This window comes from Kitasatospora sp. SUK 42 (assembly GCF_015776785.2).
Classification (GTDB): domain Bacteria; phylum Actinomycetota; class Actinomycetes; order Streptomycetales; family Streptomycetaceae; genus Kitasatospora.
In genome coordinates this window covers 261,580-280,828 of sequence record NZ_LFMD02000003.1, presented here as the reverse complement: position 1 = coordinate 280,828, position 19,249 = coordinate 261,580, and the positions used below count along the sequence as shown (strand labels likewise).

The 19,249-nt window shown below is 73.3% G+C and carries 17 protein-coding genes; 8 read left to right on the top strand and 9 right to left on the bottom strand.

The window, feature by feature from the left end; all coding sequences use genetic code 11:
* The first annotated feature begins 88 nt into the window (after positions 1-88).
* The 3 genes from RZ50_RS10880 (at position 89) to RZ50_RS10870 (ending at position 2,619) form a co-directional block, all read left to right on the top strand.
* Complete coding sequence (locus tag RZ50_RS10880; RefSeq protein WP_196947270.1) at positions 89-520, top strand: SRPBCC family protein; 432 nt, start codon at positions 89-91, stop codon at positions 518-520.
* Positions 521-712: 192 nt separating this feature from the next.
* Positions 713-1,948, top strand: coding sequence for a serine hydrolase domain-containing protein (locus RZ50_RS10875; protein WP_308271582.1), 1,236 nt, complete (start codon positions 713-715; stop codon positions 1,946-1,948).
* Positions 1,949-2,097: 149 nt separating this feature from the next.
* Positions 2,098-2,619: a hypothetical protein gene (locus RZ50_RS10870; protein ID WP_196947271.1), complete on the top strand. Its 522-nt coding sequence runs from the start codon at positions 2,098-2,100 to the stop codon at positions 2,617-2,619.
* A 108-nt stretch (positions 2,620-2,727) separates the two neighbouring features.
* Here the strand turns inward: RZ50_RS10870 and RZ50_RS10865 are convergent, their stop codons facing one another.
* Entirely contained in the window at positions 2,728-3,150 is a 423-nt protein-coding gene (locus tag RZ50_RS10865; protein WP_196947272.1) for a helix-turn-helix domain-containing protein, read from the bottom strand.
* An 88-nt stretch (positions 3,151-3,238) separates the two neighbouring features.
* Between RZ50_RS10865 and RZ50_RS10860 the strand changes: the two genes are divergently transcribed.
* A complete protein-coding gene (locus RZ50_RS10860) occupies positions 3,239-4,051 on the top strand; it encodes an NmrA family NAD(P)-binding protein (protein WP_196947299.1) in 813 nt (270 codons plus the stop codon).
* A 14-nt stretch (positions 4,052-4,065) separates the two neighbouring features.
* On the opposite strand, the gene RZ50_RS10855 is transcribed toward RZ50_RS10860, so the two are convergent.
* Positions 4,066-4,707 carry a TetR/AcrR family transcriptional regulator gene (locus RZ50_RS10855; RefSeq protein ID WP_196947273.1) on the bottom strand — a complete coding sequence of 214 codons (642 nt, stop codon included), beginning with the start codon at positions 4,705-4,707 and terminating at the stop codon, positions 4,066-4,068.
* A 115-nt stretch (positions 4,708-4,822) separates the two neighbouring features.
* Between RZ50_RS10855 and RZ50_RS10850 the strand changes: the two genes are divergently transcribed.
* Positions 4,823-5,575, top strand: coding sequence for an SDR family oxidoreductase (locus tag RZ50_RS10850; protein WP_196947274.1), 753 nt, complete (start codon positions 4,823-4,825; stop codon positions 5,573-5,575).
* 162 nt (positions 5,576-5,737) lie between these two features.
* Here RZ50_RS10850 and RZ50_RS10845 read toward each other — a convergent pair whose 3' ends face one another.
* Positions 5,738-7,144 carry an SDR family NAD(P)-dependent oxidoreductase gene (locus tag RZ50_RS10845; RefSeq protein ID WP_196947275.1) on the bottom strand — a complete coding sequence of 469 codons (1,407 nt, stop codon included), beginning with the start codon at positions 7,142-7,144 and terminating at the stop codon, positions 5,738-5,740.
* Between the two features lie 113 nt (positions 7,145-7,257).
* Entirely contained in the window at positions 7,258-8,781 is a 1,524-nt protein-coding gene (locus RZ50_RS10840; protein WP_196947276.1) for a carbohydrate binding domain-containing protein, read from the bottom strand.
* 242 nt (positions 8,782-9,023) lie between these two features.
* Here RZ50_RS10840 and RZ50_RS10835 point away from each other — a divergent pair, with 242 nt between their 5' ends.
* Positions 9,024-9,662 (top strand): GDSL-type esterase/lipase family protein, encoded by a 639-nt coding sequence (locus RZ50_RS10835; RefSeq protein WP_196947277.1) that lies wholly within the window; start codon positions 9,024-9,026, stop codon positions 9,660-9,662.
* 131 nt (positions 9,663-9,793) lie between these two features.
* Positions 9,794-10,750: an aldo/keto reductase gene (locus RZ50_RS10830; protein ID WP_196947278.1), complete on the top strand. Its 957-nt coding sequence runs from the start codon at positions 9,794-9,796 to the stop codon at positions 10,748-10,750.
* Between the two features lie 10 nt (positions 10,751-10,760).
* Here the strand turns inward: RZ50_RS10830 and RZ50_RS10825 are convergent, their stop codons facing one another.
* The 4 genes from RZ50_RS10825 to RZ50_RS10810 all read right to left on the bottom strand — a co-directional run bounded on the left by RZ50_RS10825 (position 10,761) and on the right by RZ50_RS10810 (position 15,402).
* Entirely contained in the window at positions 10,761-11,363 is a 603-nt protein-coding gene (locus RZ50_RS10825) for a GNAT family N-acetyltransferase (protein WP_196947279.1), read from the bottom strand.
* Between the two features lie 107 nt (positions 11,364-11,470).
* Positions 11,471-12,145 (bottom strand): nitroreductase family protein, encoded by a 675-nt coding sequence (locus tag RZ50_RS10820; RefSeq protein WP_196947280.1) that lies wholly within the window; start codon positions 12,143-12,145, stop codon positions 11,471-11,473.
* 107 nt (positions 12,146-12,252) lie between these two features.
* The gene (locus tag RZ50_RS10815) at positions 12,253-13,890 is read right to left on the bottom strand and encodes an ABC-F family ATP-binding cassette domain-containing protein (protein WP_196947281.1); all 1,638 of its coding nucleotides are present in this window, start codon (positions 13,888-13,890) and stop codon (positions 12,253-12,255) included.
* A 297-nt stretch (positions 13,891-14,187) separates the two neighbouring features.
* On the bottom strand, positions 14,188-15,402 hold the full coding sequence (locus RZ50_RS10810) for a serine protease (RefSeq protein ID WP_196947282.1): 1,215 nt from the start codon (positions 15,400-15,402) through the stop codon (positions 14,188-14,190).
* A 633-nt stretch (positions 15,403-16,035) separates the two neighbouring features.
* Here RZ50_RS10810 and RZ50_RS10805 point away from each other — a divergent pair.
* Entirely contained in the window at positions 16,036-17,643 is a 1,608-nt protein-coding gene (locus tag RZ50_RS10805; RefSeq protein ID WP_196947283.1) for an ABC-F family ATP-binding cassette domain-containing protein, read from the top strand.
* A 3-nt stretch (positions 17,644-17,646) separates the two neighbouring features.
* Here the strand turns inward: RZ50_RS10805 and RZ50_RS10800 are convergent, their stop codons facing one another.
* The gene (locus RZ50_RS10800; protein WP_196947284.1) at positions 17,647-19,131 is read right to left on the bottom strand and encodes a S41 family peptidase; all 1,485 of its coding nucleotides are present in this window, start codon (positions 19,129-19,131) and stop codon (positions 17,647-17,649) included.
* Positions 19,132-19,249 lie beyond the last annotated feature (118 nt).

Here is a 19,249-nt window from a genome sequence, read left to right as displayed (position 1 = left end):
CCGGCCCTGGTTGCCGGGCCTGTACGGGCGGCGCAGGCTGGAAGAACCCAACAGGCCCGATGTGCCGGGCCAGGAGGCGAGGTTCACGATGAGCAGGCTTGAGGAACACATCACCATCGACGCCCCCGCACGGGAGGTCTGGGGGCGGCTGCACGACGTCGAGGCCTATCCGCAGTTCGTGGAGGGCATCCAGCGTGCTCATGCGCCCAGCAGCAACCGAGCCCATCTGGACGTGAAGGCCGGCGAGGTGCAGCGCGGGTTTGACGCCGTCCTCACCGACCGGGGCAACGAGCAGGTCCTCGCCTGGGAGACGCAGGGCAGCCCGGAGCTGAAGGGCACCCTCTCGGTGCGGTCGCTGGACCAGAACCACAGCCAGCTGCAGGTACAGCTGGAGTACGAGCCGGAGGCCATCCAGGACACCTTCGGCGGCCCGAAGGGCATGGCCCAGGTCCACCGGATCGAGAACACCGTCCGGGGCGGACTGGAGCAGTTCAAGAACATCGTGGAGTCGGAGCACTGACTTCCGAATCCCCGGCCTCATGGCCGGGGATTCCTTGAGCCCAGGAGTTCGGGGTCGTCCCTGACGGAAGATCAGGGATCTCCGGTGCCCCGACCCTGATGATCCCGGCGTCCGGGTTCGGGAGACTCGTCGTGCGGGCCGGGAACGAACCAGCGGTCCGGATGACGATCAGTCTTGGGGGATGGACCGCACGTGAACGCCTACACGAACCGCACCCGTTGGGCCGTTGTCGCCGCCGCCGCCGGCGCCCTGGCGGCCGCGCTGACGGTCGGGGCGGGCGCACCCGCGCTCGCCGTGGCGCCCGTCGCCCCGTCCACCGGTGCGCCCGCCGGCGCGTCCGCGCTGCCGCCGTTGGACCAGGCGGCCATCCGGGCCGCTCTCGCCAAGCGGCCCGCCGCCGACGTCTCGGCCGCCTTCGTGCGCGTCACCGGCTCCGCCGGGCGGTTCGAGGGCACCTCGGGGGAGGACGGCACGGACATCGATCCGCACGGCAGGTTCCGGATCGGGTCGGTCTCGAAGATCTTCACCGCCACCGTCGTCCTCCAGCTCGCCGCCGAGGGCCGGATCGACCTGGACGACAGCGTCCAGCGGTACCTCCCGGACTTCCCCTACGCGTCGGTCAAGGTCGGCCAGCTGCTCGACCACACCAGCGGACTGCCCGGCGGCGCCAACCTGCCCGACAAGCCCACCGGGCCCTGGGGTGACGGCACCACCACCTGGTTCGCCGAGCACCGCTTCGACTCGGCCACCCCCGGGCAGGTCCTCTCCACGATGGCCGGCCAGCCGCTGGGCTTCGTGTCCGGCACCGCCCAGCAGTACAACGGCATGAACACCTTCGTCGCCGGGCTGATCGTCGAGAAGGTCACCGGCCACCGCTACGCCGACGAGCTGCGCGAGCGGATCATCCGCCCGCTCGGCCTGCACGACACCTCCCTCCCGGACGCCGACGACCCGGAGCTGCGCCACGCCGCCACCCACCCGTACCTGACCGTCCCCGACGCGGACGGCGGCTCGCACCGCGTGGACGTGACCGAGCAGAGCCCGTGGCCCTGGGCCGAGGGCGGCATGATCTCCAGCGCCCCCGACCTGGACCGCTTCATGACCGCCCTGTTCCGGGGCCGCCTCCTCCCGGCGGCCGAGCAGGAGAAGCTGTTCACCGTCCCCGACGTGCCCGTCGCCGAGCACAGCAGCCACTGCCCGGGCGGCAAGGCGTGCATGAGCATGGGGCTCGAACGCCTTGAGGCCAACGGCGTCGTGGTCTGGGGCAAGACCGGCTCCCGCCCCGGCTCCACCAGCGGCGTCTTCGCCACCCGCGACCTCGCCCGCAAGATCGTGTACTCGGTGGACCCGACCGCCCTGAACGGCGCCGAGACCCCGTACGTCCTCGGGATCGTGGTCGCAGCCTTCGGCCCGGGCGCCAAGTCCTGACGGAGGTCCGCCTCCAGCCGCCTCCAGCCGCTTCCACCCGCCTCCACCCGCCTCCGCCTGTGTGACGACCGGCAGTTGGCTCGCACGGGGGAGGGGGTAGGGCCCCGCGGTGGAGGCGGTGCCAGGGCGGTGTCCGCGACGGTGGACGCATGCTGAAGAACATTCCGGTGGGCGACACCGAACGCCCCGTCCCCCGCTGGGCCCTGCGCCTCGCGAAGGCCCTCCCGTTCGTCCTGCTGCCGCACTGCCTGTGGCGGTTGCCGTTCGCGTTCGACTACCGGATGGGGACGATCGACCCGGCCGCGCCGGCCTACGTCTGGTGGGCGACGCCGTACGTGTTCGGACTGAGCGTGCTCACCGAGGCACTGGCGCTGCTCACTCTGGGGCTGGTCAGCGGCTGGGGTGAGGTGTTCCCGTCCTGGGTGCCGGTCCTACGGGGCCGCCGGGTGCCGCCGCTCGCGGCGGTCGTCCCGGGGGTGCTGGGCGGGCTGGTCCTGTGCGGGCTGTTCGACCTCCAGCCGCTCGCCTGGTTCGGCGTGCTCGACGAGGTCGGTTTCAGCAGCGGGTGGTGGGAGGCCCTGTGCCGGGTCTGCGTCGGCCCGGCCATGCTGTGGGGGCCGATCACCATCGCGCTGGCCGTCTCGTACTACCGTCGCCGACGCATCGCCTGAACCCCCGGACGCGCGGGAAGTCGGCCGGTCCGACTTCCCGCGCGCGGCGCGTTCGCGGGTCGGTGCGTCCGGTCGTACGCGCCGACCGCCGCGGTTCAGCTGCTCGTGTCAGCGGATGTCGTGGTCGGGGTGGGCCTGGTCGTACGCGTGCCGCGCCTCGGCGATGACGGCACGATGCGCGAGGGACCAGTCGGCGAGTGCCTTGACCAGATGGGTCAGGCCGGCCCCGGTCCCGGTCAGGCGGTAGTCGACCTGGGCCGGGACGGTCGGGTACACGGTGCGCAGCACGAGGCCGTCACGTTCGAGCCTGCGCACGGTGAGGGTGAGCATGCGCTGGGAGATGCCGTCGATGGCGCGCTGGAGTTCGCGGAAGCGGCGTGGCCCGCCGGCGAGTTCGACGACCACGAGCACCGACCACTTGTCGCCGATGCGGTCCAGGACGTCGCGGATGCCGCAGTCGGGGTGGTCTTCGCGTCCGCACGGGTCGAGTTCGGCCGGGGTGGTGGTTACTCCGGTGTGCGTGAGTGACATCGAACTGCCTTCTTGTGGCCGGTGGGCGTGCGATCGAGGATCAAGCGTAGTTACCGATGAGAACCACTACGGAAGACGTCGACTGATCATGATTCTGGTGACCGGAGCGAACGGAAATCTCGGCTCGGCCACTCTCGCGGCGCTGCACGCCCGCGGAGTCGTCGCGATGGGCGGCAGCCGCACGCCGGGCGAGGGGGTGCGGCGTCTCGACTTCGACGACCACGCGAGCCTCGACCTCACCGGGGTGTCGACCCTGGTGCTCGTCTCCGCCGGCTATGCCGAGGACGACCAGGTCATCGCCCGGCACACGGCGGTCCTGGACGCCGCCGTCCGCGACGGCGTCGGCCACGTCGTCTACACGAGCCTGACCACGGCCGGCGATCATCTCGGTTTCGCCCTGGCCCACCGTGCGACCGAGCACCTGGTGCGGGCGAGCGGGTTGCCGTGGACGATCCTGCGCAACGGCCTGTACGCCGAACTCTTCGGCGCTCTGCTGATGCGGGCCGGTGACGGTGTGGAGTCCGCGTTCGGGGAGGGTGCCCTGGCCGCGGTCCCGCGAGAGGATCTGGCCGAGGCCGCGGCGGTGGTGGCGTCGGATCCCGCACCTCACGGCGGGCGCGTCTACGACCTCGTCGGCACGCCGATCACGGCTGGTCAGGTGGCCGACGGACTCGGCGTCACGCATCGCTCCATCAGTCTGGGGGAGTACCGGCGCAGGCTCCTTGAGGAGGTGCCGGGGCTGCTGCCGTTCCAGCCGCCGATGCTCGCCTCGATCGCGACGGGCGTTCGGCACGGCTTCCTGGGCGGTACCGGGCCCGACCTCGCCGGCCTCCTCGGCCGCGCGGGCCGCGACCCCCTGGCCACGGCCGTCGCGGCGGCGTCCGCGTCCCGGGGGGCTTAGCGGGCCCGGGGAGCCTAGCGGGCCTGGTTCCCGGCGACGAGGGTGTCGGCCAGCCGCTCGGCGACGGCGGCGTCCAGTGGGGCGTGGCCGAGCAGGAAGCGGTACCAGAGCACTCCGTAGACCTGGTCCACGATCAGGTCCAGGTCGGCGTCCTCGGCCAGTTCGCCGCGGTCGCGGCCCCGGGCGAGGAGTTCGCGCAGCGCCTCGCGCCGGGCGGAGGTGAAGGTGCGCATCAGCTCGGCGAGGTGAGGGTCGCGGGCGGCCTCGCGGGCGAGCGTGCGCAGGGCCGAGGCGGTGGTGTCGCGTTGGGCGGCTTCGAAGCTGGTGCCGAGGAAGGCACGCAGGTCGGTGTGCAGGGCGCCGGTGTCCGGGCCGGAGACGTCCTGGTCGGCGCGGTCGGTCAGGGCGTCCAGGAGGACGGCGCCCTTGGAGGGCCACCAGCGGTAGACGGTCTGCTTGCCGACGCCGGCCGTGCGGGCGATGGCGTCGATGGTGACGGGCGTGCCGTCGGATTCGGCGAGCAGGCGCAGTGCGGCGTCCAGGATCGCCCGGTGGGCGGCCTCGTTGCGGCGGCGGCCGGTGTGGGGCCGGGTGGGCGGGGCGTCCTCGGCGGTCTGGGCGTCCTCGGTGGCCCGGGTGGACTCGGTCTCGCTCATCGTGGTCGTCCCTTCCTTTCCTTCTGCCGCTTGACAAGACTACCAGTCTCGACAAACATCATTGCCGGAACTAGCGGTCTCGACAAGATTCGAATCAGCCGGAAGGACTCCGACCATGAGCACTGCGTCAAACCTCTTCGCCGGACAGCGCGTCGTCGTGATGGGCGGCAGCTCGGGCATCGGCGAGGCGGCCGCCACCGCCTTCGCGGCGGACGGCGCCGAGGTCGTGGTCACCGGCCGCGACCGCGAGCGGCTGGACGCCGCCGTCGCCCGGATCGGCGGCAAGACCAGCGGACGGCAGCTGGACGCGACCGACCCGGCGGCCATCGCCGCCTTCTTCACCGACTTCGCCGAGGGCGGCACCGTCGACCACCTGGTGGTCGCGGTCAGCGGTTCGGCCGGCAGCGGCCCGATCGCCCAGCTCGACCTCGCCGACCTGGCCACCGGCTTCGACGCCAAGTTCTGGCCGCACGTGCGCGTCCTCAAGGCGGCGCTGCCGCACCTGCGCGAGGACGGCTCGGTCACCCTGATCACGGCCGCCTCCGCCCGTGCCGCCTTCCCCGGCACCTCGGGACTGGCCGCGATCAACGGCGCGCTGGAGGCGATGGTCCCGCCGCTGGCCGTCGAACTCGCCCCGCTGCGGGTCAACGCCGTCTCGCCCGGCGTGATCGACACCCCGTGGTGGGACCGCGTCCCGGCGGATCAGCGCGCCGCGCTCTTCGACGGCCTGGCCGCCACCACCCCGGTCGGCCGGGTCGGCCGCCCCGAGGACGTCGCCCAGGCGATCCTCCTGCTCGCCGCCAACACCTTCGTCACCGGCGTGGTGTTCGAGTGCACCGGTGGGGCGAACCTGCCCACCGGCCGCTGAGCGCGCGGCACGCCCCGGCCCGGGACCGCTCCCGGGCCGGGGCGTCGTCACTGGTCACCAGTGCGGTTCGACGACGGGCTCACTGCGAGCCGTACCGGGACAACCCCGGCCTCCGAGCCCCCTGGTGCGGCAGTCATGACACCTGCTGCGCACCCCGGGCCGTCACCACTCCGCCACCCGGTAGTCCTTCAGGAACACCCCCGACACCGGGTGCCCGGCCTCGCCCCGCACGATCGGGTCGTACACCCGGGCCGCGCCGTCGACGATGTCGAGCGGCGTGCGGAAGCCCTGGGCGGCGATCCGGGCCTTCTTGGGCGCCGGGTTCTCGTCGGTGATCCAACCGGTGTCGACGGCGCACATGTGCACGCCCCGCGCGGCGAGTTCGGCGGCGCTGGTGCGGGTGAGCATGTTGAGCGCGGCCTTGGCCATGTTGGTGTGCGGGTGCCGGGCGGTCTTGTTGCGGACGGCGAACCGGCCCTCCACCGCCGTGACGTTGACGATGTAGCGGGCGGGGTGCGGGGAGGCGAGCAGCAGCGGCAGCAGCCGGTCGCAGAGCAGGGCCGGGGCAAGGGCGTTGACCAGCTGGGTCTCCAGGACCTCCGCCGGGTCGAGCGAACCGAGCGTGGCGGACCACGAGTTGGCGGGCGCGAGGTCGGGCAGCAGCCCGGCCTCGTCGGTCAGGTCGAGCAGCGAGCCGGCGCCGGAGGGCAGTTGGGCCGCCTCGGAGAGCGGCCGGAAGCCGGGGGCGTGGGTGATCGCCCGGCGGTCGGCGGCGGGCAGCGCGTCCCGCTCGCCCGCGGCGAGGAGCGCGTACGACTCCGGCGGGCGGCGCAGCGTCTGCGCGGCGTTGTTGACCAGGATGTCCAGCGGACGGCCGTCGGCGCGCAGCCGCTCGGTCAGGCCGAGGACCTGGCGCGGGTCGCGGAGGTCGATGCCGACCACGGTCAGCCGGTCCCACCACTGCCCACTGCCCTCGGCGGCGCGGAAGCGGCGGACGGTGTCCTGCGGGAAGCGGCTGGTGAGGGTCAGCTCGGCGCCGTCGCGCAGCAGCATCAGCGCGAGCTGGAAGCCGATCTTCACCCGCCCGCCGGTGAGCAGCGCCCGGCGCCCGCGCAGGTCGGTGCCGAGGCCGCGGCGGGCGGTGTTGTCGGCTGCGCAGTGCGGGCAGAGCATGTGGTAAAAGCTGTCGACCTGCTGGTAGGCCTGTTTGCAGACGTAGCACTTGCGCGGTATTCGCAGCTCGCCGACCGGCCCTCCCGGGGTGGGGGCGAGCGGCGCGTCCTCACGGCGGTGCCGGGCGCCGGTCGCGGTGGCGGCGAGCAGCTCGGCGTCGGCCTGCCGCACGGCCTCCTTGGCCTCCTGGCGGCGGCGCTTGCGGCTCTCCATCACGAAGGAGCTGAGCTGCCGCTCGGCGTGCAGGCGGGTGCGGTCGTGGGACGGGAGTGCGCGCAGGCGGCCGAGGGTGCGGCTGAACGCGGCGAGTTCCTCGGGGCTCAGGCCCGCCGCACAGGCGGCGTCGCCGGTCGGAATGGTCGTGTCGAGCTGGTCGTGGTCGTCCCGGACCGTCATGTCCGCCCCCTCGTGCCGTACAGGTGGGAGGGACAGTAGCCGACGGTCCGGGACGATGGGATCCGAATTTCCGCGGGCCCGGCCCCGCTCGGGGCCGGGCCCGGGATCGGGGCTCAGCCCGCGTACTGGCTGAAGATCTTCGCGAACTCGTAGGGCTGCTGGGTGATGTTGGTGCACTTGGAGAGCGAGCCGCCGGTGCAGGCGTTGGCGTCGCGGGTGGCGTCCCAGAAGGCCAGCAGGCCCAGGTGGTTCTGCTTGGCGAAGGTCACCAGCTGCTGGGCGGCGGCCTGGTTGTAGATCTGGTGGTCATCGTTCTCGCCGATCATCGGGGTGACGCCGACCATGGACCACAGCTGGGCGTCGGTCTTCGCCGGGTAGAGCGCCTTGAGCTGGCCGAAGAGCGACTGGGCGGCCTGGACGGCGGCGTTGCCGTAGTCGGTGCCGGAGCGGTAGTAGTCCATCGCCATGATGTTGACCAGGTCGAGGTTGACCCCGGCGTCCCGGGCGGACTTGACGATGGCGACGCCTTCGCTGGTCAGGCCCTCGGGCAGGACGGGCAGGGTGAGCGAGACCTTGAGGCCCGGGTGGGCCTGCTGGAGCTTGGCGAGCGCGGCGGAGCGGCGGTCGTTGGAGGCGGTGTCGGCGATCGCCGCGCCCTCGATGTCGTAGTCGACGTAGCGCAGGTTGTAGGCGTTGACCACCGCGTCGTACTCGTTGAACAGCGAGTCCACCGTGGTGCAGGCGGCGGCGAGTTCGGTGCCGCTGGCGCCGCCGAAGGACAGCTTGACGTCGCCGCCGGCCGCGCGCAGCGCGTCGACCTGGTCCTTGGCCCAACCGGTGCGCGGGTCATAGGCGTTGAACCAGCTGGCCTTGCAGCCGACACCGGTGACGAAGCCCATGGTGTAGCCCTTGACGGTGCCCGCCTTGGCCATGTCGGGCATGGACGGGGTGGGCCAGGCGCCCATGTCGATGTAGGGGGCGACGGGCAGCGCGACGTTCGGCGGCGGGGTGCTCGGGCCGCCGGTGGGCGTGCCGGTGGGGCCGCCGGTCGGGGTGCCGGTGGGCGTGCCCGTGGTCGGCGGGGTGCTGGGGTTGCCGCCGCCGGGGCCGGTGAGCGAGACGTCGTCGGCGAGGTAGGCGCCCTGCCCGTACCAGCCGTGCAGGTAGACGGTGACGCTGGTGGTGCTCGGTCCGGTGGTGAAACTGGTGGACAGCTGCTGCCAGTTGGGGCCGCCGGCGGTCCAGGTGGCCGGGTCGGTGACGCCGCTGCCCGTCGCGCCGAGGTAGACGTACTGGCCCTGCACCCAGGCGCTGAGGTTGTACGTGGTGTTGGGCTGGACGCTCACGGTCTGGCCGCACTGCGCGGTGTCGCTCGCGCTGGCCGCGCCCTTGAGCGCGTAGGTGCCGCTGTGGGCACCGGAGTTGACCACGCTGCCGGTGCCGGCGGAACAGCTCCAGGGGTCGAGCGCCCCGCTCTCGAAGCCGGCGTTGGCGAGCAGGTTGGCGTCGGCGGCGGCGTTCCCGGCGAGGGTGGCGAGGCCGCCGGCGGCGAGCACGGTGGCGGCGGCGAGGCTCAGCAGTTTGGTCCGGCCGGCGGGGCTGCGGTGCGTGGGGGCGTGCTGGAGCGCGCTGGGCATGGGGGGTGCCTCTCGGGACGGTGGCCGCCCGCGCCGCGAAGGGGGGAGTCGCGGGGCGGGCGGCGGCATGGGGGCTGGTCCGGTGCGGGGAGGAGCGCGGTGCTGAGGATCAAACTGGACTAGACCAGCTGTGCACGTCAAGCATTTCCAGGCTTCCGGAGGCCCGCCTGGGGCAGGTTTTAGAGAGGGTTTACGGGACGGGTCGTCAGCGCGCTTCCCGCTCACGCCCCTACGGTGGGCCGATGACCATACGAACGTCTGACGATCCCTTCGACGGCCCGCGGATCTGCTTCCTCGGCGACTCCTTCGTCCAGGGCGTGGGCGACCCGGAGTTCCGCGGCTGGGTCGGCCGGGTGCTCCAGGCCGCCGCCCCCGACGCCACCGCCTTCAACCTCGGCGTGCGGCGCCAGACCTCGACACAGGTGCGGCAGCGCTGCTGGGCCGAGGTCGAGGCGCGCAGCCGGCCCGGGGACGACCACCGCCTGGTGCTCTCGGTCGGCAGCAACGACGCGGTCGTGGAGGACGGGGCGCCCCGCGTCGCGCACCGGGACACCCTGGCCAACGTCGCCGCCCTGCTCGACGGCGCCCGCGAACGCGGGATCGGCGCGCTGGTGGTCGGCCCGCCGCCGGTGGTCGGCCTCGGCGCGCCGCACCTGGAGCGGCTGCTGCGGCTCGTCCCCGAACTGGCCGGGCTCTGCGCCTCGTACGGCGTCCCCTTCGTCGACGTCACCGGGGCGCTGGCCGGGGACGCGGCCTGGGGCGCCGAGGCGCGGGCGGCGGACGGCGCGCACCCGGGCGTGCACGGGTACGCGCGGCTGGCCGGGCTGGTGCTGGACGGCGGCTTCGGGGAGTGGCTCCGGCGCGTTCCGTGGCGGGCTTGACCTTGAGCGCACTCCAAGGTGGAAGCTGGAATCCTTGATCCGCCACGGAACTTGATCCACCGTCGGATCCGTTCCACCCGCAGTGTCCGAAGCACTGCGAGTACAGCCGGAAACCAGACAGGAGCACCGTCATGCGCAACGCCCCGTTCGGCAGCAACGGCCCCGAGGTCGGCGTCATCGGCCTCGGCTGCATGGGGATGACCTTCGCCTACGACGTGCACAACCGGGACGACGAGAAGTCCGTCGGCGTGATCCGCCAGGCGCTCGACCTCGGCGTCACCCTGATCGACACCGCCGACATCTACGGCCCGTTCACCAACGAGGAGGTGGTCGGCGCCGCGCTGGCCGGCCCGTACCGCGAACGCGCCTTCCTGGCCACCAAGGTCGGCATCGTCCCCGGCACGAGCGGGCCGACCGCCGCCCGCGACGGCAGCCCCGAGCACGTGCGCCGCTCGATCGACGACAGCCTGCGCCGGCTCGGCACCGACCACGTCGACCTCTACCAGCTGCACCGGGTCGACCCGGCCGTCCCGATCGAGGAGACCTGGGGCGCGCTCGCCGAGACCGTCCAGGCCGGCAAGGCGCTGCGGATCGGGCTCTCCGAGGTGACCGTCGAGGAGATCGAGCGGGCGCAGGCGGTGCACCCGGTGGCCTCGGTGCAGTCCGAGCTGTCGCTGTGGACCAGGGACGTGCTGGCCGACGTGCTGCCGTACACCGAGGAGCAGGGCATCGCCTTCCTGCCGTACTCGCCGCTCGGCCGGGGCTTCCTGACCGGCAGCATCTCCTCCTTCGACGACCTGCCCGCCGACGACTTCCGCCGCCGGCTGCCGCGCTTCCAGCAGGACGCGCTGAAGGCGAACCTGGAGCTGGTCGGCAAGGTCCGGGAGATCGCCGAGCGGATCGGTGCCACGCCCGCGCAGGTCGCGCTGGCCTGGACGCTCGCGCAGGGCCGGTACGTCTTCCCGATCCCGGGCACCAAGACGCCGCGCTACCTGGAGGACAACGCGGGCGCGGCCGCGATCGAGCTCTCGGCCGCCGACCTGGCCGAGCTGGACGCGCTGCCGACCGCGACGGGCGAGCGGTACTGATCGCCGGAGCTCAGCGCTCCATGACCCACACCAGCTGCCGTCCGGTCTCGGCCGGAGCCCGGACGGCGGCCTCGGCCACCCGGTCGAGCCGGTAGCCGAGCTTGCGCGGGACGGCCGCGCTGGCGCCGTTCGCCTGGTCGCAGCGGATCTCCACCCGGGTGATCCCGGGCAGCGCCAGCGCGGCCTCGGTCAGCGCCCCGGCCGCGGCGGTGGCGATGCCCCGGCCGACGTTGCGGGCCGCGACCCAGTAGCCGATCTCCAGCGCGCCCGGGCCGATCCGCCCGTGCAGGCCGAAGGCGCCGACCACCAGGCCCGGTTCGGCGTCCAGACCGGCCAGGTACATGAAGTCGGTGCCGGCCTCCCAGGCGGCCGTCCCGGCCCTGGTCAGCTCGGCGGTCCGGGCCCGGGAGGGGGGCTCGGCCGCCCACTCCATCCAGGGCCGCAGGTGGTCCATGTTGGCCCGGACGGCCCGGTTCAGCGCGCCCGCGTGGGCGCTGCGGCGGCGGTGCAGCGAGAGGCCGCCGGGCAGCCGCAGCAGCTCGGGCGGCCGCCCGGTGGTCGCCTCCAGCGCGGCCCGGGCGGGCTCGCAGGAGCGTGGCTGTGCTTGGCTCATGGCGGCGATTATGTCCTTGGCCCGAACCTGTCAGCATCTGGTTTCCCCCGGGCAGGGGGAGCGCCCGCCCGCCACGGGCCCGGCGTGCCCATCGCGGGCCCGGCGCGTCAGAGCCGGATCATCACCTCGTCGAGCTCCTTGCGCCGCAGATCCGGCACCCGCGCCCCCTCGGCCGGGTAGCCGACCGGGATCACGTACGCGGCGCGCTCCTCGACCGGGCGGTCGCACACCTCGTTGAGGAACCGCATCGGGCTCGGCGTGTGGGTCAGCGTGGCCAGCCCGGCCTGGTGCAGCGAGGCCAGCAGCAGCCCGACCGCGATCCCCACCGACTCCTTGGTGTAGTACGGGCGCGGCGAGTTGGGCCCCTTGTGCACCTCGAACACCACGATCACGGCCGGCGCGTCCTCCAGGAACGGCTTCTGCCAGTCGGTGCCGATCGGCGCCAGCGCGGCCAGCCACTCCTCGGAGGCCCGGTGGCCGTAGAACTCCCGCTCCTCGGCCTCGGCCGCCTCGCGCAGCCGCCGCTTGCGCTCCGGGTCGGTGATCACCACGAACCGCCAGGGCTGGACGTGCGCGCCGCTGGGCGCCGTGCCCGCCGTGCGGACCGCCCACTCGATCACCCCGTCCGGGATCGGGCGGGTGGAGTAGTCGCGGACGGTCCGGCGCTGCGCCATCACGTCGTGGAAGGCCTTGCCGCGGTCCTCGGCCTCGTGGGCCGGCACCGTCATCGGGGTGAGCGGGACGGTCGGGTAGGGCGTCCCTGCCAGTGCGCTGTCAACCATGGCGCACAGCACAGCACATGACGGTCCCGCCGGGAAGAGGTCGAGACCAATTCCCGGCGGGACCGTCATGTGGCCGCCCGGTGCCGTGCCCGGTGCCGTGCCCGGGGTCAGAGCTCGTGCACCCGGCCGTCCCGGACCTCGATCCGCCGGTTCACCGTGACGGTGTCCAGCATTCGCCGGTCGTGGGTGACCAGCAGCAGGGTGCCGGTGTACGAGCCGAGCGCGGACTCCAGCTGCTCGATCGCGGGCAGGTCCAGGTGGTTGGTGGGCTCGTCCAGCACCAGCAGGTTGACGCCGCGCGCCTGGAGCAGCGCGAGCGCCGCCCGGGTGCGCTCGCCGGGGGAGAGGGTGCCGGCCGGGCGCACCACGTGCACCGCCTTGAGGCCGAACTTGGCCAGCAGGGTGCGCACGTCCTCCGGCGACAGCTCCGGCACGGCGGCCGCGAAGGCCTCCGCCAGCGGTTCCCCGCCCAGGAACAGCCCGCGCGCCTGGTCCACCTCGCCGACCACCACGCCGGAGCCCAGGGCGGCGCCGCCGCCGTCGAGCTCCAGCCGGCCGAGCAGGGCGGCCAGCAGCGTGGACTTGCCCGCGCCGTTGGCGCCGGTGATGGCGACCCGGTCGGCCCAGTCGATCTGGAGGTCCACCGGGCCGAACGCGAAGTCGCCGCGCCGGGCGACGGCCCCGCGCAGGGTGGCGACCACCGAGCCGGAGCGCGGCGCGGTGGCGATCTCCATCCGCAGCTCCCACTCCTTGCGCGGCTCCTCGACCACGTCCAGCCGCTCGATCATCCGCTGGGTCTGCCGGGCCTTCGAGGCCTGCTTCTCGGTGGACTCGGTGCGCTTCGCCTTGGCGTTCTTGTCGTTGTCGCCGCCCTTGCGGCGGGCGTTGCGGACGCCGTGCTCCATCCAGTTGCGCTGCATCTGCGCCCGGGCCTCCAGCGAGGCCTTGGTGTCGGCGTACTCCTCGTACTCCTCGCGGGCGTGCCGGCGGGCCACCGCCCGCTCCTCCAGGTACGCCTCGTAGCCGCCGCCGTACAGGTTGACCTGCCGCTGGTGCAGGTCCAGCTCCAGCACCTTGGTGACGGTGCGGGCCAGGAACTCGCGGTCGTGGCTGATCAGCACGGTGCCGGCGCGCAGGCCCTTGACGAAGGACTCCAGCCGCTCCAGGCCGTCCAGGTCGAGGTCGTTGGTGGGCTCGTCGAGCAGGAAGACGTCGTAGCGGGAGAGCAGCAGCGAGGCCAGGCCCGCGCGGGCGGCCTGGCCGCCGGACAGCGCCGTCATCGGCAGGTCCAGCGAGACCTTCAGCCCGAGCGAGTCGGCCACCTCCTCGGCCCGCTCCTCCAGGTCGGCGCCGCCGAGGTCCAGCCAGCGGTCCAGGCTCGCCGCGTACGCGTCGTCGGCGCCCGGTCGGCCCTCGACCAGGCCCTCGGTGGCCTCGTCCAGCGCGGCCTGCGCGGCCGCAACGCCGGTGCGCCGCGCCAGGAAGTCGCGCACCGACTCGCCCTCGCGCCGCTCCGGCTCCTGCGGGAGGTGGCCGACGTTGGCGCCGGCCGGGCTGAGCCTGAGCGAACCGCCCTCGGGGGTGTCCAGGCCGGCCAGCAGCCGCAGCAGGGTCGACTTGCCGGCGCCGTTCACACCGACCAGGCCGATCACGTCACCGGGGGCGACGACCAGGTCCAGGCCGGAGAAGAGGGTGCGTTCGCCGTGGCCGGCGCTGAGGTCCTTGACTACGAGTGTGGCGCTCATGATGTGGCCGATTGTAGGAGGAGCCGGCCCCCGGCCGGAAAAGCCCGGGGGCCGCGGCTGCGACAGCTGCGGCCCCCGGGGAGGCGGGAGCCAGGCGTTGATCACTCGGGCGTCTTGGTCGTACGTCCGTTTTGGTCGTACGTCCGTCTTGGCCACGCGCCTGGCTGGGTCGCACGTCCGTCTCGATTGCACGTACGGCTGAGTGCCGTACGTGCATCTTGGGCGCCGCCTCGGCCGTACGTGCGTCTAGGTCGTACGTGCGTCTCGGGCGTCGCCTCGGCCGTACGTGCGTCTAGGTCACTTGGCCTTCTTCGAGAAGTAGTCGAACATGTGAGCCGCCACGTCCTCCAGGTACGGGCCGGCCTCGTAGGTGTTGGCGCCGTTGCCGATGGAGGTGTCGCTGACCAGGGCCGGCTTGCCGTCCTTGGTGGCGTACCAGCCGCCGCCGCTGCTGCCGCCGGTCATGTTGCAGCCGATCACCAGCATCGCCGGGCGGCCCGGGTCACCGGCCTTCTTGGCCGGCTTGCCGCCGTCGCAGTGCTCCAGCTCGACGCCGTCGAAGGGCTTGCCCTCCGGGAAGCCGTAGTTGGCGACGCCGGAGAGCTGGTCGCGCGGGGCGTTGAACCACAGCGGCACCGAGCCGCCGACGGTCTCCTCCAGCGACTTGCCGTTCGGGTCGGGGTTGGCGACCTTGATGATGCCGAAGTCGTACTGGCTCCAGGGGCCGCCCTTCTCCGGATCGGCCTCGGCGGTCCACTGCGGCGAGACCATGCCGGCCGTCGCGTTCCACTCGCCGTACGGCTCGGCGTCCTCCAGCTTGGCCTTCTGCTTGTTGCCGTTGCTCAGCACGCCGTTGCTGTTGAAGGCCGGGGCGAAGGTGATGTCGGTGTAGTACTTGTTGCCCTTGCCGCCGTGCAGGCAGTGGCTCGCGGTCCACACCAGGTTGCTCTTGCCCGGGTTGGCCGGGTCGGAGACGACGGTGCCGGAGCAGACGTAGTCCTCGTTGCCGTCCTTGAAGAAGATCTTGCCGTTGACGTGCATGTTCTTCGGGAACGGGTGCGCCACGGGCTTGGCCGGGACGACGCCGGGCAGCTGGTCCGGCCCGGCCGGCGGCTGGGCGGCGGTCGGCTGGGCCGGGGCCGCGCCGGTCGGCTGGGCGGTGGGCTGCGCGGGCGCCTGGGTCGGGTCCTGGGCCGGCTGCGGCAGCGGCTTGGGTTTGGCGTTCAGCAGCTTCTGCAGCGTCCAGTAGCCCTTGGCCGCGGGAGTGATGACGTTCGCCTGGGCCCACTTGTCCCAGTCCTCTAGCTTCCAGGTCTTCAGCTCTTCGAGCGTCGGCAGCTTGATCGGAGCCGCGCCGGGCTTCCCGGACCCGCTCGCCGCGACCGAGGGCGCGGCGGTCTGGGCGCCGGCCGGGTCACTGTTGTCCGGCCCGCAGGCGGTGGCGACCACCATCGTCAGCGCGGCGACGGAGGCGCCGAGGACGGCACGGCTCGGCCGGGATATCGGTGACATGAATTCAAATCCCCCTGTTGACTACCGCCGTACGGCCGGTCGCCCGGGTGGGGACCGGGGCCGCGGCGGGTATGGCAGGTGAGGAGTCTGCCATGCGGCCGGGGAACTCCTGACACCCGGGCCCGGCCGGGACGGGGCCGTCACGGGATCGGCACCGGATCGGCACCCGGCCTGCGCCGGGGCCCTCCACCGGGCCCTCCACCGGGCCCTCCACCGGGCCCTCCACCGGGCCCTCCACCGGGCCCTCCACCGGGCCCTCCACCGGGCCCTCCACCGGGCCCTGTCCGGGCCCTGTCCGAGCCCTGCCCGAGCCCTGTCCGGGCTCCCCTCGGGCCCTGTCACCGGCCCTTCGCCGCCGCTCGGAAATTCGGTTGCACGCGCTCCCGGACCTCCCTAGCGTGGTCCGCGTCATCAGCCAGACAAGGAGAAGGCCGTTGCTCTACTGAGGTCCCGGGACACCGCCCCGCCGCGCAGGCACTGCCGCCGTCGCGTGGTGTGCGTGTGTGCGACCTCAGCCACGGCCCCGTGGCGCCTTCTTGCGCCGCCTTGTCCTCCAGCCGTTCCGGTCCCGCACCCGCGGTGTCTCCCCGTGTTGCTCACCACCCCCTTCAGCAACCGCCCGGGAGGCCCTACATGGCACAACCCACCACCGCCGTCCTCTGCACCGACCTCTCGTTCGAGTGGCCGGACGGCAAGCCCGTCCTCGACGGCTTCCACCTCGCCGTCGGCCCCGGCCGCACCGGACTGATCGGCCTCAACGGCGCCGGAAAGTCCACCCTGCTGCGGCTGATCGCCGGCGAGCTCACCCCCACCGGCGGCTCCGTCCGGGTCGCCGGCGAGCTCGGCTACCTACCACAGGGCCTCACGCTCGACACCGGGCTGCGGGTCGACGAGGCGCTCGGCATCCGGGCCGCCCGCGAGGCCCTGCACGCCATCGAGTCCGGCGACACCGACCAGCGGCACTTCGACGCCGTCGGCGACGACTGGGACGTCGAGGAGCGCGCCCGCGCCACCCTCGACCGGCTCGGCCTGCACCGCCTCGGCCTCGACCGCACCACCGGCGAACTCTCCGGCGGCGAGGCGGTGCTGATGCGGCTGGCCGCCCTGCTGCTGCGCCGCCCCGACGTCCTGCTGCTCGACGAGCCCACCAACAACCTCGACCGGTCCGCCCGCGAGCGGCTCTACGAGACGGTGGCCGGCTGGAGCGGCGTCATGGTGATCGTCAGCCACGACCGCGAGCTGCTCCAGCAGGTCGACCAGATCGCCGACCTGCGGGACGGCGAAGTCGCCTGGTACGGCGGCAACTTCACCGAGTACGAGCGGACCCTGACGGCCCAGCAGGAGACGGCCGAGCGGCTGCTGCGCAACGCCGAGGCCGACGTCCAGCGCCAGAAGCGGGACTTGGTCGACGCCCGCACCCGGCTGGAGCGCAGCGCCAGTTACGGCAAGAAGCGCTCCGTCACCCGCAACGACCCGCACATCTTCGCCGGGATGCTCAAGCGCAAGGGCCAGGAGACGGCGGGCCGGCTGACGGGCATGCACACCGAGCGACTGGAGGAGGCCAAACAGCGGCTCACCGCGGCCGAGGAGGCCGTGCGCGACGACGCCGAGATCCGGATCGACCTGCCGCGCACCGCCGTGCCCGCAGGCCGGACGGTCCTCACCCTGCAGAAGGTCCGGCTGCCCTACGGTGCCACCGTCGACCTCGACCTGCGCGGCCCCGAGCGGATCGCGCTGGTCGGCCGCAACGGCTCCGGCAAGACGACGCTGCTGCGCACCATCGCGGGCGAACTCTCCCCGCTGGAGGGGGAGATCACCGCCCCGGTGTCGCTGCGCCACCTGCCGCAGCGGCTCGACCTGCTGGACGACGGGCTCAGCGTCGTGCAGAACGTCAAACTGTTCGCCCCCGCCGCGGGGGACAACGCGATCCGGGCCCGGCTCGCCCGCTTCCTGTTCCGGGGCGGCCGGGCCGACCAGCCCGCCGGCACCCTCTCCGGCGGCGAGCGGTTCCGGGCGACGCTGGCCGCCCTGCTGCTGGCCGAGCCCCCGCCGCAGCTGCTGCTGCTCGACGAGCCGACCAACAACCTGGACCTCGCCAGCGTCCGCCAGCTCACCCAGGCGCTGGCCGCCTACCAGGGCGCGCTGATCGTGGTCAGCCACGACCTGCCGTTCCTACGCGGCCTGGGCCTGACCAGGTGGCTGGAGCTGGACGGCGAGCTGAGGGCGGTGGACCCGATGTAGCGGCTACTGCTCGCCCTGGTCCCCTCGGGTGTCCCCTTGGGCGTCCTCGGTGAGCACCCTGCGGGCCGTGCTCAGGGCCGAGTCCCTGAGCCCGGCCAGCTCGTCCGGGGTGAACACCGGGGTGCGGATGTCCGGCGGGATGCCGGGGCCGTCGAAGCTGGTGCCCCTGCGGGTGAGGAACTTCTCGTTCGGCAGCGCCACCATGAAGTCCGGCGAGAGGGTCTTGATCATCACGTCGGAGAAGACGCCCTGGGTGTTCTGGCCGATCCGGACCACGTGCGGGGAGCGGCCCATCAGGGCCTGGGTGAAGGTCTCCGCCGCGCTGACCGACGCCGAGGAGGTGAGCAGGGCCACCGGTCCGGTGAAGTGCGTGCCGCCCGAGGGCTGCACGGTGATCGGTTGCGGCCGGGTGTACCTGGTCGGGTCCGACGGGTCGTCGCGGGCCACCTTGCGGTAGGCGACGTACGGGCGGTCGGTGAGCCGGGAGGCGATCTGCAGCCCGAGCACGTCCGAGCCGCCGCCGTTGACCCGGACGTCGACCACCAGCCCGGCGATCCGGTCCGGGTCGGCCAGCAGGGCGTCCAGCGCGCGGTCGAGCTCCTCGGTCTGGGCGGCGAAGAAGCCGTCCGCGTAGCTGTTGAAGGAGTCCACCCGCAGGTAGCGGAGGCCGTCCGGGAGGTGGCCGACGGTCAGCCGTCCGGCTCCGAAGGTCCGCACCGGTCCGACGAGTTGGGCGGCGACGGCCTCCCGGGCCCGGGCCAGGTCGGCCTCCGTCGGCCGCTCGGTGCCCGGGCGGCGCCCGTAGAAGACACCGTGCGGGCGGTCGGTGACCCGGGCCAGGCTGGTGTGCGCGTCGCCGAGCGGCTCCAGCAGCCGGACGAACGCCTGCTGGAGTTCGTCGGGGGTGGTCGTCGGGCCGATCTTCCAGCGCTCCTCGGCGCAGCGGGCGGGCCAGTCGATCCGCTTGGCCGCGAAGAAGGGGTAGTTCTCCGCGAAGGTCTCGGCGAACCGGTCGAAGACCGAGAGCGGGTCGTTCGGTGCCGGCCGGGTGCAGAGCGCCGGCAGGGCGTCGAGCCGGTTCAGCGTCCTGGTCCCGGCCGCGCCCTCCTCGCGCTGGATCAGGGCGCCGGTGCCCTGCGGGGTGAGCGTCAGGGCGTTGTTGTCGATGACGAACCGGGTGGTGCCGTCGGGCCCGGGTGCGCCCCGACGGTCCGCCACGATCCAGCCCGGCACGCAGCTGTGCGCGGTCACGTCGTAGGTGGTCAGCCGGTCCCCGGCGACCACGGCCACCAGGCCGTAGCCGTCCATCCGCCAGACCCCCTCCACCGGGTTCCCGTGCTGACCCGGTGCCACCGTCGCCGCCACTCCGGGTGCCCCCACTCCGGTCGCGGCCACTCCGGGTGCCGCCAGCGAGACCGTCGCCCCGACTGCCGTCGCGAGCGCCACCGCCGTGGCCGCCGCCACCCTGCCCAACCCGTACCGTGTCATCCCCGGCCTCCCCGTCGAACCCGGCCTCCCCCGCGGAACCGCTCCGCCGCCTCGTCGGCGACGCTACGGCCGGTCCCGCCGCCCGGCGTCGTCCGATGGATGCGCCCCACCCCCGACT